The organism is Mesorhizobium sp. M0659 (assembly GCF_040320605.1).
In the GTDB taxonomy this organism is placed as follows: domain Bacteria; phylum Pseudomonadota; class Alphaproteobacteria; order Rhizobiales; family Rhizobiaceae; genus Mesorhizobium.
On the sequence record NZ_JAMYPY010000016.1, the window covers coordinates 1 to 13,903 of the forward strand.

General features: G+C 63.0%; 13 protein-coding genes. 9 read left to right on the plus strand and 4 right to left on the minus strand.

Going from position 1 to position 13,903, the window contains the following annotated elements:
* Positions 1-234 precede the first annotated feature (234 nt).
* On the plus strand, positions 235-1,128 hold the full coding sequence (locus NKI31_RS22850; protein ID WP_352652593.1) for a hypothetical protein: 894 nt from the start codon (positions 235-237) through the stop codon (positions 1,126-1,128).
* Positions 1,129-1,390: 262 nt separating this feature from the next.
* Positions 1,391-4,012: a bifunctional diguanylate cyclase/phosphodiesterase gene (locus NKI31_RS22855; protein ID WP_023827696.1), complete on the plus strand. Its 2,622-nt coding sequence runs from the start codon at positions 1,391-1,393 to the stop codon at positions 4,010-4,012.
* 45 nt (positions 4,013-4,057) lie between these two features.
* On the opposite strand, the gene NKI31_RS22860 is transcribed toward NKI31_RS22855, so the two are convergent.
* The 4 genes from NKI31_RS22860 to NKI31_RS22875 all read right to left on the minus strand — a co-directional run bounded on the left by NKI31_RS22860 (position 4,058) and on the right by NKI31_RS22875 (position 7,912).
* Complete coding sequence (locus tag NKI31_RS22860; protein ID WP_352652594.1) at positions 4,058-5,680, minus strand: ABC-F family ATP-binding cassette domain-containing protein; 1,623 nt, start codon at positions 5,678-5,680, stop codon at positions 4,058-4,060.
* A gap of 378 nt (positions 5,681-6,058) precedes the next feature.
* Entirely contained in the window at positions 6,059-6,802 is a 744-nt protein-coding gene (locus NKI31_RS22865; protein ID WP_352652595.1) for a 2OG-Fe(II) oxygenase, read from the minus strand.
* Between the two features lie 118 nt (positions 6,803-6,920).
* On the minus strand, positions 6,921-7,445 hold the full coding sequence (locus NKI31_RS22870) for a carboxymuconolactone decarboxylase family protein (RefSeq protein ID WP_352538129.1): 525 nt from the start codon (positions 7,443-7,445) through the stop codon (positions 6,921-6,923).
* A 44-nt stretch (positions 7,446-7,489) separates the two neighbouring features.
* Positions 7,490-7,912, minus strand: a complete 423-nt coding sequence (locus NKI31_RS22875) for an OsmC family protein (protein ID WP_352459594.1) — start codon at positions 7,910-7,912, stop codon at positions 7,490-7,492.
* A 200-nt stretch (positions 7,913-8,112) separates the two neighbouring features.
* Here NKI31_RS22875 and NKI31_RS22880 point away from each other — a divergent pair, with 200 nt between their 5' ends.
* The 7 genes from NKI31_RS22880 to NKI31_RS22910 all read left to right on the plus strand — a co-directional run bounded on the left by NKI31_RS22880 (position 8,113) and on the right by NKI31_RS22910 (position 13,803).
* Entirely contained in the window at positions 8,113-8,844 is a 732-nt protein-coding gene (locus tag NKI31_RS22880; RefSeq protein ID WP_352652596.1) for a 3-keto-5-aminohexanoate cleavage protein, read from the plus strand.
* A gap of 101 nt (positions 8,845-8,945) precedes the next feature.
* A complete protein-coding gene (locus tag NKI31_RS22885) occupies positions 8,946-9,455 on the plus strand; it encodes an Lrp/AsnC family transcriptional regulator (protein ID WP_023670324.1) in 510 nt (169 codons plus the stop codon).
* The gene (locus tag NKI31_RS22890; protein WP_352543827.1) at positions 9,452-10,615 is read left to right on the plus strand and encodes a saccharopine dehydrogenase family protein; all 1,164 of its coding nucleotides are present in this window, start codon (positions 9,452-9,454) and stop codon (positions 10,613-10,615) included. The genes NKI31_RS22885 and NKI31_RS22890 overlap by 4 nt, the downstream gene beginning before the upstream one ends.
* Positions 10,616-10,724: 109 nt before the next feature.
* Positions 10,725-11,513: an ABC transporter substrate-binding protein gene (locus NKI31_RS22895; RefSeq protein ID WP_023670322.1), complete on the plus strand. Its 789-nt coding sequence runs from the start codon at positions 10,725-10,727 to the stop codon at positions 11,511-11,513.
* A gap of 142 nt (positions 11,514-11,655) precedes the next feature.
* A complete protein-coding gene (locus NKI31_RS22900; protein ID WP_352538126.1) occupies positions 11,656-12,333 on the plus strand; it encodes an amino acid ABC transporter permease in 678 nt (225 codons plus the stop codon).
* On the plus strand, positions 12,330-13,004 hold the full coding sequence (locus NKI31_RS22905; protein ID WP_023684787.1) for an amino acid ABC transporter permease: 675 nt from the start codon (positions 12,330-12,332) through the stop codon (positions 13,002-13,004). Before NKI31_RS22900 ends, NKI31_RS22905 begins: the two co-directional genes overlap by 4 nt.
* Positions 13,005-13,074: 70 nt before the next feature.
* Positions 13,075-13,803 carry an amino acid ABC transporter ATP-binding protein gene (locus NKI31_RS22910; protein WP_352652659.1) on the plus strand — a complete coding sequence of 243 codons (729 nt, stop codon included), beginning with the start codon at positions 13,075-13,077 and terminating at the stop codon, positions 13,801-13,803.
* Positions 13,804-13,903 lie beyond the last annotated feature (100 nt).

Consider the following 13,903-nt stretch of genomic DNA (forward strand, 5'->3'; position numbering starts at 1 on the left):
ATCTCCCCCCTCGAGGGGGAGATTTAGCCGAAGGCGCCAGAGGGGGGCGTTTCGCGTGAAGCGCTAACGTCGTCTCGCGCTGCAAAAAGAGTCAGCGCTTCAAGCGCGGCGACCCCCCCTGGCCTGCCGGCCATCTCCCCCTCATGTGGGGAGATCTGCAGCTCCAACGGCGTCTTTTTTCAGCCCAATGTTGTCATGTATCCTTGGAATCGAACGTAGAGCAGGGTTTATATCATGCGGTGGGTCTGGACGTTTCTGTTTGCACTGGTGAGCAGCGTGGCTTTCGCGGCCTCGCCGGAGGACGACTATGTGGCCGCGCGTGACAAGGCGATTGCTGATATCGCAGCGCTGAACAGTGCGAACGCGGCAATCGAGAACATCGACGCTGAGAACGAGAAGGCGCTGGCCGACCTCCAGCAGCGTCTTGCCGGCATTATCGGGCCGCTGGCGGTCAAGGACTTTCCGCCAACCGGCACAATCAATATCGAAAGCCTCAGCGACTCCGATATCGGCTATGGCATGCTCGATGGGCTGCGATACACCAAGGGCGACGACGGCCCCAGCCTAGTGGCAACGACGCGAGGGCTGCTGGAGCGCTGGCTCCAGTCCAGAACCGCCGAGACCGACGAAAGTTTCAAACTGCCCGCCGGCATCGATGAGGCGCTTAAGCTGGATGCCTTCTATACCCAGGCAATCAACAGCGACGCCGCCTTCGAGGGAACGCTCGACTTTCCATTGAAGAAACCCGAAGGCGCCGACATCGCCTTCGCACGGCTCGGCGGCTGGACGCAGGACGTCGGGCCGATCTATGAGCAGGAAGTCATCGTTACGCTCGTCAAAGGCAACAGCGTGAGAATTATCGCAGCGCCGGCAGCCCCTGCCGTTCCGAAGATCGCCGCCTGCGACGCCGTGTGGGCTGCTGCGGACGCCGCCGCGCAGAAATTCCAGGAGGCCTACCAGGCATCGGACCTGAAGGACGAAAAAGCGTTCGAGTCCTCCAACGCCGCCTGGGACAAGGGCGACAGCGACTACCGGGCCTGCATGGCGCAGCGCCTGCCGGCTGACCCGGCTTTCCCGGCGCTGCTCGCCCAGGCGCAGGCGCTGGCCGATCAAATGGCTGGGAAGTAAGCCTCCCGCAAGGGCCCGCGCGGCAAGATCAGGCGGCTTGTTGCAATCTGAGGCGAATATGACTTCGCCGCTGGGTTGCAGAACGCTGCAACCTGGCGTCCTACTTTCGGACACTCATTCAGATTTCGGCTGGACCCTGGCAGCCAAAAGCTTACCGTTTGTTCTCGGATTCGTCTCGAAGCTCAAACTTAAGCTTTAGCTACTATGGTCGACCGAAGGACTACTGTCCTGGAAAGGTCTTCGGATCGAGTTGGCAGGTGCAATGCTCAATTCCGGCCGGTTGAAACGGGCCGTTTTTTCTTCCGCCAACTTGCCGGCGGCGATTGCCTTTGTCGTGCTTCTCGTCTGCGCCCTGGTTGCCGACCAGAGGAACAGAGAGGTCTCCGATCAGCTGGCGCGCGCCGACGTCCTGGCCAAGGTCAACATCATACGCGCCAAGCTCGAAGGCAACATAGGCGGCAATCTCCAGCTGGTTCAGGGTCTCGTTTCGACAATCGTTACCGAGCCTTATATGGGCCAGCAAAGATTTGCGGCACTCGCCCGTAATCTGTTCGAGCAAAAATCGCAGTTGCGCGATATTGCCGGCGCCCCCGACCTCGTCATCGCGCTGATGTATCCGCTGGAAGGCAATGAAAAAGCCATCGGGCTGGACTACCGCAAGAGCGATACGCAACGCATGGCCGCGCTTCGCGCCCGTGACCAGCGCGCGCTGGTGCTCGCCGGGCCGGTCAAACTGGCGCAAGGCGGACGTGGCTTCATCGGCCGTATCCCGGTCTTCGTGCCGACGGCGGGTGGCGGCGACCGTTTCTGGGGTATCGTCTCGGCCGTGATCGATGTCGATCGGCTCTACGCTGCCAGCGGACTGACCGACCCTGATCTGGATATCGATGTGGCGCTTATCGGCAAGGATGCGCTCGGCGGCGGCGGGGAACTGTTCTTCGGCGGCGATAATGTCGTGTCCGGCAATCCGGTGATGGCAGAGGTGCAATTGCCTTCAGGCTCCTGGCAAATTTCAGCCATACCGAAGGGCGGCTGGCCGACCGCTCCGAAAAATGAGTGGCTGTTGCGTCTGCTCATGGCGCTTGCCGGCGCGCTGGTAGTGCTGCCGATCCTCGTGGCAGGACGTCTTTTCGGTGAGCGGCAGAAAAGTGACGCCGAGTTGAGGCGCCTGTCCCGGCGGCTGGAGCTGGCGTTGGAAGCCTCTGCTATAGGCGTGTGGGAGCACGATACCGTCAGCAACGAACTCGTATGGGACGACCGCATCAACGAAATCTATGGCAAACCCGGCGGCGGCAAGACCCGTAGCTATGACGACTGGGCGCTGGCGATCCATCCCCAAGACTTCGAACGGGCTAAAGCAGATTTCGATTCGGCTGTTGCAACACAAGGCCCCTACTCTTCGCAGTATCGGCTCCTGCGGCCGGACGGCACCATTCGCCATGTGCGCACCCGCGCCAGTTTCTTCCGGGACATCGACGGCACGCCAAAAATGATCGGCGCCGAATGGGATGTGACAGGCGACGTGCTGCTCAACGAGAATCTCGTGCGTGAACGTCGCCTTTCAGAATCGAAAAATGCCGAACTGAACCTGGCCAAAGCCCGCATCGAGCATGTCGCGATGCATGATTCGCTGACCGGTCTGCCCAACCGTCGGTATCTGGACGAGATGCTTGCCGAAAACCGCGAAGCCGACGGCCGTGCGGCGTTGCTGCATCTCGACCTTGACCGGTTCAAGCAGATCAACGACACGCTCGGCCATGCAGCGGGCGATGCATTGCTGGTGCATGCTTCGAAAGTCATCAAGGCCAGCGTCGGCAGTGCCGATTTCGTTGCGCGCATCGGCGGCGACGAGTTTGTCGTGCTGAGCCATGGACGCGACGACAAGGAACTCGCCGCGCTGGCCGACCACATTATCGATGCGATGCGCCAGCCGGTCGACTATCTGGGTCACCAGTGCCGGTTCGGCGTCAGCATCGGCATTGCGGCCAATAGCGGCGTCGATGCAAGGCAGTTGCTTGTCAATGCCGATCTGGCGCTGTACCGGGCGAAAGGCCGCGGCCGCAACCGCTACGAGTTTTTCAACGAAGAGCTGCAGAGCGAGATCGTGCGGACCAAGCAGACCGCCGACGAGATTCTGGGCGGGCTCGAGCGGAACGAATTCATCGTCTACTATCAGCCGCAGTTCGACGCCAAGACGCTGGAGATCGTCGGCGTCGAGGCGCTGTCGCGTTGGGATCATCCGCAACGCGGCATGCTGACCCCCGACGCCTACATCAAGGTGGCTGAAGAACTTAATGTCGTGGCGCTTATCGACCGCACCGTCCTGGAGCAGGCGCTCGATAATTTTGAGCGTTGGTCGCGCAGCCACCTCAACATCCCGCGCGTCTCGGTCAACGTTTCCGCACGGCGCCTGGAAGACAGGGACCTGATCAAGGGTTTGCGCAAGCTTCCGATCAAGGAAGGGACCGTGTCGTTCGAACTGGTGGAGTCGATTTTCCTCGACGAAAACGACGAGCTGGTCAGCTGGAACATCGAACACATCAAGGGGCTCGGCATCGACGTCGAGATCGACGATTTCGGCACCGGGCATGCCTCGATCGTCTCGCTGTTGAAGTTGCGGCCCCGTCGCCTCAAGATCGACCGCCAGCTGGTCACCCCCATCACCAGCTCAACCGCACAGCGGCAGCTTGTGTCGTCCATCATCGACATCGGCAAGTCGCTCGGGATCGAAGTGATCGCCGAGGGCGTCGAGACGATGGAGCACGCGCGCATCCTGAAAGAGCTTGGCTGCGACATCCTGCAAGGCTTCCTGTTCGGCTACCCGATGGATGCCAAAGCCTTCAAGGCCTTCGCGCAGTCGCGCAAATGGCTGGCGGCGAGCTGACAAATCCTGGCTTTGCTCGACGCAAATGCGGACGCAGGACCTGCGTCAGGTCCGCAGCCCCGGCGCCTCGTGCCCGGTCCTCTCCACATATTCGGTATAGCCGCCGCCATAGGTGTGGATGCCTTCTGGCGTCAGTTCCAGCACGCGGTTGGAGAGTGCGGCCAGGAAATGGCGGTCGTGCGAGACGAACAGCATGGTGCCTTCGTATTGCGACAGCGCCGTGATCAGCATCTCCTTTGTGGCGATGTCCAAATGGTTGGTCGGCTCGTCCAGCACCAGCAGGTTGGGCGGGTCGAACAGCATCAGCGCCATTACCAGGCGCGCCTTTTCGCCGCCCGACAGCACCCGGCATTTCTTCTCGATCTCGTCGCCGGAAAAGCCGAAGCAGCCGGCGAGTGCCCTGAGCGGCGCCTGGCCGGCTTGCGGAAACGCGTCCTCCAGCGTCTGGAACACGGTGCGTTCGCCCTCCAACACCTCCATGGCGTGCTGGGCGAAATAGCCCATTTTCACACTCGGCCCCCGAGCAACTGTGCCGGCATCCGGGTCAGACGCGCCGGCCACCAGCTTCAGCAGTGTCGACTTGCCGGCGCCGTTGACGCCCATGATGCACCAGCGCTCGCGGCGGCGGACCTGGAAGTCCAGCCCCTCATAGATCGAGCGGCTGCCATAGCCCTTGTGGACGTTCTTCAGCGTCACGACATCCTCGCCGCAGCGCGGCGCCGGCTGAAAATCGAAATTCACGATCTGACGGCGCTTGGGCGGCTCGACACGATCGATCTTGTCGAGCTTCTTCACCCGGCTCTGCACCTGGGCGGCGTGTGACGCCCGCGCCTTGAAGCGCTCGATGAAAGCGATCTCCTTGGCCAGCATGGCCTGCTGGCGCTCGAACTGCGCCTGCTGCTGCTTGTCGGCGATCGCCCGCTGCTGCTGGTAGAATTCGTAATTGCCGGAATAGGCGGTGAGCGAACCGGCGTCGATCTCGACCACCTTGTTGACGATGCGGTTCATGAACTCGCGGTCGTGCGAGGTCATCAGCAGCGCGCCCTCATAACCCTTCAGGAACTGCTCCAGCCAGATCAGGCTTTCGAGATCGAGATGGTTGGACGGCTCGTCGAGCAGCATGACGTCGGGCCGCATCAACAGGATGCGGGCCAGCGCCACGCGCATCTTCCAGCCGCCGGACAGTTTGGCGACATCGCCGTCCACCATTTCCTGGGAAAAGCCGAGGCCGTCGAGCACTTCGCGGGCGCGGCCATCGAGCGCATAGCCGTCGAGCTCCTCGAAACGATGCTGCGCCTCGCCGTACTTCTCGATGATCTCCTCCATCCGGTCGGCCTGTTCGGGGTCGGCCATGGCCGCCTCGAGTTCGGCCATTTCGGCCGCCACGTCGCTGACCGGCCCGGCGCCGTTCATCACCTCGGCCACAGCACTGCGGCCGGCCATGTCGCCGACATCCTGGCTGAAATAGCCGATGGTGACGCCGCGATCGACCTGCACCTGGCCTTCGTCGGGCTGTTCCTGGCCGGTGATCATGCGAAACAGCGTCGTCTTGCCGGCGCCGTTCGGCCCGACAAGGCCGACCTTCTCGCCCTTCTGTAGCGAGGCCGAGGCCTCGATGAAGACAAGCTGGCGGCCGTTCTGCTTGCTGATGCTTTCAAGACGGATCATGCGACTGGAAGAACCTTGGAGGATTTTCCCCGGCCCTTACGCGATCGGCCGCGCCAGAGGAAGCGCCCATTTGACGCCGCGCGCAAAAGCCGCTGCGGTCCGCACCTCCAGAATGCAAAACAGCCCGCCGCGCGATTTTGCGCAACGGGCTGTTTTTGAACCAGCTTCTGTACTCAGTTCGGTGCGGGCACTTCCGCTTCTATTGACGGCACCTGCTGGGCGGCGAGCGAGGCGAGCTTGCCCCGTCTGACGAGTGTCGGCTTCTCATAGGATCGTTTCATAAATGCCCCTCTCTTACACAAGCGGAGACTGTTCCGCCGAACTCGCCATGTCAATAAGCAGCGGTAGTGAGGTGCTTTGGCTGTGTCCGACGAATTGTCACTTCGCGTCGTGGAAAATGATCCCCACTGTATGCCGCCTGCCGGAGCGCAGGCGGCTGACGCCGTGCCTGAGGTTGACGCGGTAATGGCCTTTCGTGCCTTGCACCGGGCGGTTGTGGACAGCAAAGATCACCGCATCGCCCCGGGTCAGCGGCACCACTTCGGCACGGCTTTGCATGCGCGGGCGCTGTTCGGTCAGGACGAATTCGCCGCCGGTGAAATCCTCGCCGGGCTGCGACAACAGGATCGCCACCTGCAGGGGAAAAGCGAGATCGCCATAGAGGTCCTGATGGAGGCAGTTGAAGTCGCCGGGGCCATATTGCAGGAGAAGCGGCGTCGGCCGCGTTTGGCCGCTTTCGTGGCAAAGCTGGAGGAAGGCGGCGTGGTCATCGGGATAGCGCCGTGCAACGCCCATGCGTTCGTTCCAGTCGTTGGCGACGCCGGCGAGCCTGGGATAGAGCGCGGTGCGCAGGCCACCGACCAGATCCGGCAGCGGATAGCGGAAATAGCGGTACTCGCCCTTGCCGAAGCCATGGCGGGCCATCACCACATGGCTGCGGAAATGGTCCTCATGCGGATAGAGACCGGCGATCTCGGTGCACTCCTCGGGTGAAAGCAGCGCCGGCATGACGGTGCTGCCGTGGCTGTTCAGTTCGCCGATCAGAGCACTCCAGTCCTGCGCTGCGACGCGCGCTTCGGCCGAATGGGCTGCGCGTTTGGTGCTTATCGAGTGGATGGTCATCGATGCCTCCTTTGATATGATCAAAGTGGGGCGAACGGCGGGCGTGAACCACCCGATTCCTGCGGAGGTGAAGCGCGATCTTCCCCTTTGCCCCCTGTGGGAGAAGGGAAAACGCGCTTCACCGCTTGCGATACACCTCCAGCTCCGGGTCGAGATCAACGCGCACCGCATTCGTGAACAAGCAGGTCGCCACCATGATGCCGGCGAAGGCGACGAGGTTGACCAGCAGTGTGTCGTCGTAACGAGCCTTGAGTGCCGCCCAGACATCGTCGGGAACGGCGTTGGTATCGGCAGCGACTGCCTTGCCGAATTCGATCAGCAAAGCTTCTTCAGCGCTGGGCTCGATCGCCTCGGGATCAAGACCGCTGTCGATCAGCGCGCGGCGGAAGAAGGTGAGCGGAATCTCGGCGCGGCATCTCTCGGAGACCGCCAGCGACAACAGCCAGATGGCGCGGTCGTCGAGCGTGGGCTTCAAGAGATCGCGCAGGGTGAACCATTCGGCATAGATGCGGTGGGCTGCCGGTGAATGCAGCAGGATGCGCTTCATGTTGGTCATGCGCCCGCGCAGGCCAAGTTCCCTGTCGTGCTCGGCGCGGATGTCTTGCGATGCCGAGGCGTAGTCGATCGGCGGGATCATGGCCATGGGACGGTCCTTGGTTGGTGGTAGCGAGGCATTCTGCGACACCCTCACCCAAGCGTCGTATGCAATTGCGGCGCGGCGCGCAGCGTGTTGGACACCGTGCAGATCGCTTCGGCGTCCTCGACGATCCGCTGCTTGGTCGCAGCGTCGAGATCGCCTGAGATGTCGAGCCTGATGTTGAGCCTTTCGACGCGCGACGGTTCGTCCTTCGCCTTCTCGCCGCTGACCTCGGCGCGTACTTCGCCAAGCTCGGCGGCGACGCCGAGGCGTGAGGCGGCGATGCGCGCGCTCAGCACCATGCAGGAGGCGAGCGAGGCGTAGAGCAGGTCGAGCGGATTGAAGCCCGGCGCGCTCACGCCGGTGACGACATCGACCGCGCCGCCGGTCGGCGTCGTGACAGCCGGCAAGCCGCCTGGCTGCAGCGTCGCCGTCGCGCCGGTGACGCGGGTTCTGACCTTCAACTCAGCCATCGCAAATCCTTCTGGCCGGCAGTCCGGCAAAGGGGTAAGGATCGCCCGTGGCGTGTCCTGTCCCGCTATATGGTATGTCCTGGGCCGATGCCGCAAGCTCCGCAGAAGCGGCACCCTGTCAGCAGTCTTCACCGCGCCCGTTTCCTCTCCACCCTGCTCTTTGCTAGGCTCGCGCGATCCGCAACAGGAGCGCGAGAGCCATGATCGTCCAGGCCTGCATCAATGGCGCGCGCGCCGCCGATTTTCACCCCACCCTGCCGCTCGACCCCGACACCATGGCGCGCGACGGGGCGGCTTCGATTGCCGTGGGCGCAGCTGAGCTGCATGTCCATGCCCGCGGCGCGGACCGCCGCGAGAGCCTTGCGCCGGAAGCGATGGACCCGACGATCGCAGCGCTGCGCCGTGCCTGCCCCGGTACGCTGATCGGCGTCTCCACCGGCGCCTGGATCGAGAATGACGATACAAGCACGCTGGTCGCCATCGCCGGCTGGCGCGAATTGCCGGACTATGCCTCGGTCAATCTCAGCGAGGCGGCGGCTCCGATCGTCATGGAGAGCCTGCGCCAGCGCGGCATCGGCATCGAGGCGGGTCTGGCGTCGGTCGCCGACGCCGAGCGGCTGGTCGGCCTCGACCATGGCGGGCGCGTGCTGCGCGTCCTGATCGAGATTTCCGAGCAGACGCTAGACGAGGCTTTTGCGGTCGCCGGCGGCATCGAACAGGTCCTGGAGCGCGCCGGCATTCGCCGTGCCATCCTGCTGCATGGCGAGAACGCGACGGTGTGGCCGTTCGTGCGCCGTGCGGCGGATCGCAACTGGTCGACGCGCGTCGGGCTGGAGGATGGGAAGCATCTGCCGGATGGCACGGTTGCGGCCGGCAATGCCGCGCTGACTGCGGCAGCGGTGGCGATCTTCCAGTCCATTCGATCAGCGTAGCAACAAACTCACCTCTTGCTGTTATTATAAATATCTCGTAGGCTATTTTCATATCAGGAAGAAATTCCACCACATTTTTCTCCTTTATGAAAGGCTTGCTTTTGCGTGAGCATCTCGATCAAACCGATCGACGGCTGGTAAAGCTGTTGTCGCAGGATGCCCAGCCCGGCATCAACCGGCTCGCCGAGACGATGGCGATCTCGGTGCCGACGGTGCGCTCAAGGTTGCGCAATCTGCTCGACCGCAACCTCTTGAAGATCGTCGGGCTGCTCAATCTGACCGAACGCCCCGAGTTGATCTCGGCCATTGTCGGCATCAACGCTCAGGGACGTGGCCGCGCTCGGGAACTGGCGCAGCGCATTGCCGAACTGCCTTTCGTCAACTCGGCCTCGGTGGTTACCGGGCGCTTCGACATCATCGTCGACGTGACCGTCGCCGGCGATGTCGCCGACCTCTACCGCATCACCAGCGAGCTGATTCCGGGCGCCGGCATTCCCGGGGAAGTCGTGCGCAGCGAAACCTTCGTCGTCATGGCTTCATGCAACAAATGGGTCAGCCTTCCCGAAGGCTGCTGGTCGGAAGAAACACCGTCACGCAAGGAGCCGGCATGAGAATAGCTGTTCTCGGCGGCCTCGGCCTGCAGGGACGGGCGGCCATCGCCGATCTCGTCGCCAGCGCCGGCGTCGAGGAAGTCGTCTGCGTCGATACGTCGGCCGACGGCCCTGCCCGGCTTGCCGGGCTGACCGACCTTTCCCGCGTGCGTTTCGTCGTGCCCGAGGGCCCCATCGGCCCGGCACTTGCCACCGTGCTGGCGGATGTCGACGCCGCCATCGATCTGTTGCCACAGCCATTGATGCGCGAGGCGGTGCAGGCCGCGATCGCAACGCGCACGCCGCTGGTCACCACCAATTACGGCAAGGCGATTGCCGATCTGGCGGCGGAGGCTGAACAGGCCGGCGTTTCGATCATGACCGAATGCGGGCTCGATCCCGGCATCGACCTCGTGCTCTACGCGCGCGCCGCAAAGCAGTTCTCTAGGATCTCCTCGATCGATTCCTATTGCGGCGGCATCCCCGAACCGAAGGCGATGGCGAAGCCGCTCTGCTACAAGGTGAGCTGGAATTTCGACATGGTTCTGGTCAGCCAGAACCGCGACAGCGTGATGATCGAGCATGGCAAGCGCGTCGAAGTGCCGGCCGGGCGGCAGCACGACAATGCCTTCATCCACGAGATCGAGGTCGCGGGCCTCGGCCGGCTGGAAGCTTTCCCCAATGGCGACGCGCTGCACTATGTCGAGATGCTGGCGGCCGCCAAGGGATTGCAACGCTCGGGCCGCTATACACTGCGCTGGCCGGGATGGTCGGCGTTCTGGGCGCCGCTGAAGGAACTCGGCTTCCTCTCCGAAGACAAGGTGCCCGGCACCGGCGCCAGCCCCCGCGAATTTCTCGGCCGGCTGCTCGGCCCGCAATTGCAGTATGGCGCTGACGAGAAGGACCTTTGCGTGATGCGCAATGTCTTTTCCGGTCTCGAGGGCGGTCGCGCCAAAACGGTGACATCGGACCTGATCATCGAACGCGACCTGGCATCCGGCCTGTTCGGCATGAGCCTCGGCGTCGGCTATCCCGCCAGCATCGTGGCGCAGATGCTGGCGCGGCGCGAGATCGCCACACCTGGCCTGCTCAACCCGCTGCTGCATGTGCCGGACGAACCCTTCTTTGACGAACTGGCGAGGCGTGGCATCAAGGTGACCGAAACGGTGGCCTGGGACTGACGATTTTCGAACGGTGGCTGCCGCCGGCAAACGGTGCCGCCGCTCAAAAAACACCCAAAAGGGTGGAATAACAAAGTGGAACAACAACGATAACAGGAGGAATGCCAAAATGAAGATTGCCAGACTTTTTATCGCCGGACTTGCGCTTGCGGGGCTCGCCACGGCGGCCAGTGCCGGAACGCTCGACGAGATCACCAAGCGCGGCGAACTGCGCGTCGCGGTACAGACGCAAGGACCTCCCTTCTCGCTGGTCGGCGCGGCCGGCGAGCGCACCGGCAGTTCGGTCGAACTCGCCGAGCTGATGGCCAAGGAAATGGGCGTCAAGATCACCTTCCTCGACTATGACTGGGACGGGCTGATCCCGGCGCTGCTTTCGGGCAAGGCCGACCTGCTCGTCGCCGACATGACGCCGACGCTGGCGCGCGGCATGAAGGTCGCCTTCACCACGCCCTACATGTATACGGGCAGCACAGTCTTCACCAAGGCCGACAGCAAGTTCAAGACCACCGAGGACTGCAAGGCCAAGGGCACCAAGATCGCCGTGCTGTTGGGCGCCACCGGCGAAAAGGAAGCCAAGAACGCCTTCCCGGATGCCGACATCAAGAGCTACAAGGGCGGCGGCCCGCTGCTGCTCGACGCAGTCAACAACGGCCAGGCCGATTGCGGCGTCAACGACGTCTCGGCGGTCAAGGGTCAGTCGACAGCCTATCCCGCCGGCACCTTCACCATCATGCCGGACCTGTTGTCGAAGGAGCCGCTTGCCTTCGCCACCCGGTACGACGAGCCGGACCTGTTGATCTGGATGAACCTGTTCCTCAACCAGGTCAGCATCGACGGACGCCTGCAGAAGAACCTCGACTACTGGGTCAATTCCGACGCCTGGAAGAAGGATCACTAAGCAGAGGTAAGCAGGGAGTAGTGAGTAGGAAGTAGTGAATGGTGAATGGTGAATGGTGAATGGTGAATGGCCATTCCGGACGCCCTTCACTGCTCACCACTCACCACTCACTACTGCCCATTACCATTCACAATTCACCGCCATGCTCGAAAATTTCAGCTTCCGCACCATCATCGAATATCTGCCTTTGTTCGGGCAGGGTCTGATCACGACCGTATGGCTGTCGGCGCTGTCCTTTGCGGGCGCGCTGGCCGTCGGCATCGTGCTCGCCGCCATGAACCTGCAGCGCGGCCAGCTGTTTCGCGTGCTGGCCAAGGGCTATATCGATGCCGTGCGCGCCACGCCGTTGCTGGCGCAGCTCTACTTCCTCTATTTCGGCCTGCCGCGTCTCGGCTTCGTCCTGCCCGAGCTCGTCGTCGGCATCATCGCTTTGTCGCTGAACAGCGGCGCCTATGTCGCGGAAATCATCCGCGCCGGCATCCTGTCGATCCCGCGCGGCCAGGTCGAGGCCGGGGTTGCCTCGGGAATGACCTATGTCCAGCGCATGCGCCTGGTCATCCTGCCGCAAGCCTTCAAGGTGACGATCCCGCCGCTGCTCGGCCAGGCGATCGTGCTGGTCAAGGATTCCGCGCTTTTGTCGCTGATCTCGGTTTCCGAACTGACGCGCGCCGGCCAGTTGCTGGCGTCCGACCGCTTCATGCCGGCGGAAGGCTTTCTCACCATCGCCGCTTTCTATCTGCTGCTCTATTACTGCCTCAAAGGACTGGCGGGGCTGTCCAGTCGGTGGCTCGGTCTGCAGCCGGCAAGGAGCAGCACATGATCTGGCAACAGCTGCAAAGCTTGGCCGGCAGCTACCCCCTCGCCTTGCGCGGCCTTGGCATGACCGTGATGCTGTCGGCGATCAGCCTGGTGCTGGGCACGCTGCTTGGCTTCGGCCTCGGCATATTGCGCACCGGCGGCAACCGGCTGATCTCGAGCGTGATCGGGGCCTGGGTCGACCTGATCCGCGGCACGCCGTTCCTGGTGCAGATCTTTCTGATCTTCTTCATCCTGCCGGAATTCGGCATCGAGCTCGATGCCTTCACCGCCGGCATCATCGCGCTCACCAACCTCGCCGCGTGCTTCATCTGCGAGATCGTCGCCGCCGGCATCCGCTCGGTGCCGACCGGCCAGGTTGAGGCAGCTCTGGCGTCTGGCCTGTCGCGCTGGCAACGCATGCGCCAGGTGGTGCTGCCGCAGGCGATGCGCATCGTGCTGCCGCCGCTGGTCGGGCAATATGTACTCTTGATCAAGGATTCCTCCGTCGTCTCGGCGATCGGGCTGACCGACCTCACCCGCGTCGGCTGGCTTGTGGTGCAGCGTGTGCCCAACGGCCTGCTGGTCTTCTTCCTGGTCGGCGTCGGCTATTTCGTCGTCTGCTATCCGCTGATCATGCTCGCCCGCCGGCTGGAGCGCCGCATGGGCGCGGCGCATGGCGAGGTGCAGCTGTGACATCGAACCCAAAGGGCTGACCGCCATGACCAATCCAAGCCCGACCAAGACAAACCTGACCAAAACGGGCATGATCGACTTTCGCGGCGTCAACAAATGGTTCGGCTCGCTCAATGTGCTGAAGGACATCACGCTCAGAGTCGAGCCGCGCGAAGTGGTCGTCGTCTGCGGCCCAAGTGGTTCGGGCAAGTCGACGCTGATCCGCTGCATCAACGGCCTGGAAGCGATCAAGGATGGCGACCTCGTCGTCGACGGCCAGCGCCTCGGCGACCCCGCCACCAACATGACGCAGCTGCGCACTGAGATCGGCTTCGTCTTCCAGTCGTTCAACCTCTACCCGCACAAGACGGCGCTGGAAAACGTCACGCTGGCGCCGATCCATGTGCGCAAGATCCCCCGCGCCGAGGCCGAGCAGGCCGGGCGCGACTTGCTGGCCAAGGTCGGCCTCGCCGACAAGGTCAACGCCTACCCGTCACAGCTGTCCGGCGGCCAGCAGCAGCGTGTGGCCATCGCGCGCTGCCTCGGCATGCGCCCCAAGATCATGCTGTTTGACGAACCGACCTCGGCGCTCGATCCCGAGATGATTTCCGAAGTGCTCGACGTCATGGTCGCGGTGGCCGAGGAAGGCATGACCATGATGGTGGTAACGCACGAAATGGGCTTTGCTCGCAAGGTGGCGCAGCGCGTGGTGTTCATGGACGCCGGCGCCATCGTCGAAAGCGGCACGCCGGAGGCGTTTTTCTCCGACCCGAAGACCGACCGCAGCCGGGCTTTTCTAAGCAAGATTCTAAGGCATTAGAGTTTAGCCCAAGCCGAAAGGCCGCGGGGCAGGAACTGTCGACGCACAGCGCCAAACAACGAGCCGCCGGTAGAGTGGATCGGCTACGTTTAGGTCTCCG

Bases quoted from the DNA above. Each gene is read 5' to 3' on its own strand.
- NKI31_RS22850 (WP_352652593.1), top strand. From the start codon at position 235: ATGCGGTGGGTCTGGACGTTTCTGTTTGCACTGGTGAGCAGCGTGGCT.
- NKI31_RS22855 (WP_023827696.1), top strand. From the start codon at position 1,391: ATGCTCAATTCCGGCCGGTTGAAACGGGCCGTTTTTTCTTCCGCCAAC.
- NKI31_RS22860 (WP_352652594.1), bottom strand. From the start codon at position 5,680: ATGATCCGTCTTGAAAGCATCAGCAAGCAGAACGGCCGCCAGCTTGTC.
- NKI31_RS22865 (WP_352652595.1), bottom strand. From the start codon at position 6,802: ATGACCATCCACTCGATAAGCACCAAACGCGCAGCCCATTCGGCCGAA.
- NKI31_RS22870 (WP_352538129.1), bottom strand. From the start codon at position 7,445: ATGGCCATGATCCCGCCGATCGACTACGCCTCGGCATCGCAAGACATC.
- NKI31_RS22875 (WP_352459594.1), bottom strand. From the start codon at position 7,912: ATGGCTGAGTTGAAGGTCAGAACCCGCGTCACCGGCGCGACGGCGACG.
- NKI31_RS22880 (WP_352652596.1), top strand. From the start codon at position 8,113: ATGATCGTCCAGGCCTGCATCAATGGCGCGCGCGCCGCCGATTTTCAC.
- NKI31_RS22890 (WP_352543827.1), top strand. From the start codon at position 9,452: ATGAGAATAGCTGTTCTCGGCGGCCTCGGCCTGCAGGGACGGGCGGCC.
- NKI31_RS22895 (WP_023670322.1), top strand. From the start codon at position 10,725: ATGAAGATTGCCAGACTTTTTATCGCCGGACTTGCGCTTGCGGGGCTC.
- NKI31_RS22900 (WP_352538126.1), top strand. From the start codon at position 11,656: ATGCTCGAAAATTTCAGCTTCCGCACCATCATCGAATATCTGCCTTTG.
- NKI31_RS22905 (WP_023684787.1), top strand. From the start codon at position 12,330: ATGATCTGGCAACAGCTGCAAAGCTTGGCCGGCAGCTACCCCCTCGCC.
- NKI31_RS22910 (WP_352652659.1), top strand. From the start codon at position 13,075: ATGATCGACTTTCGCGGCGTCAACAAATGGTTCGGCTCGCTCAATGTG.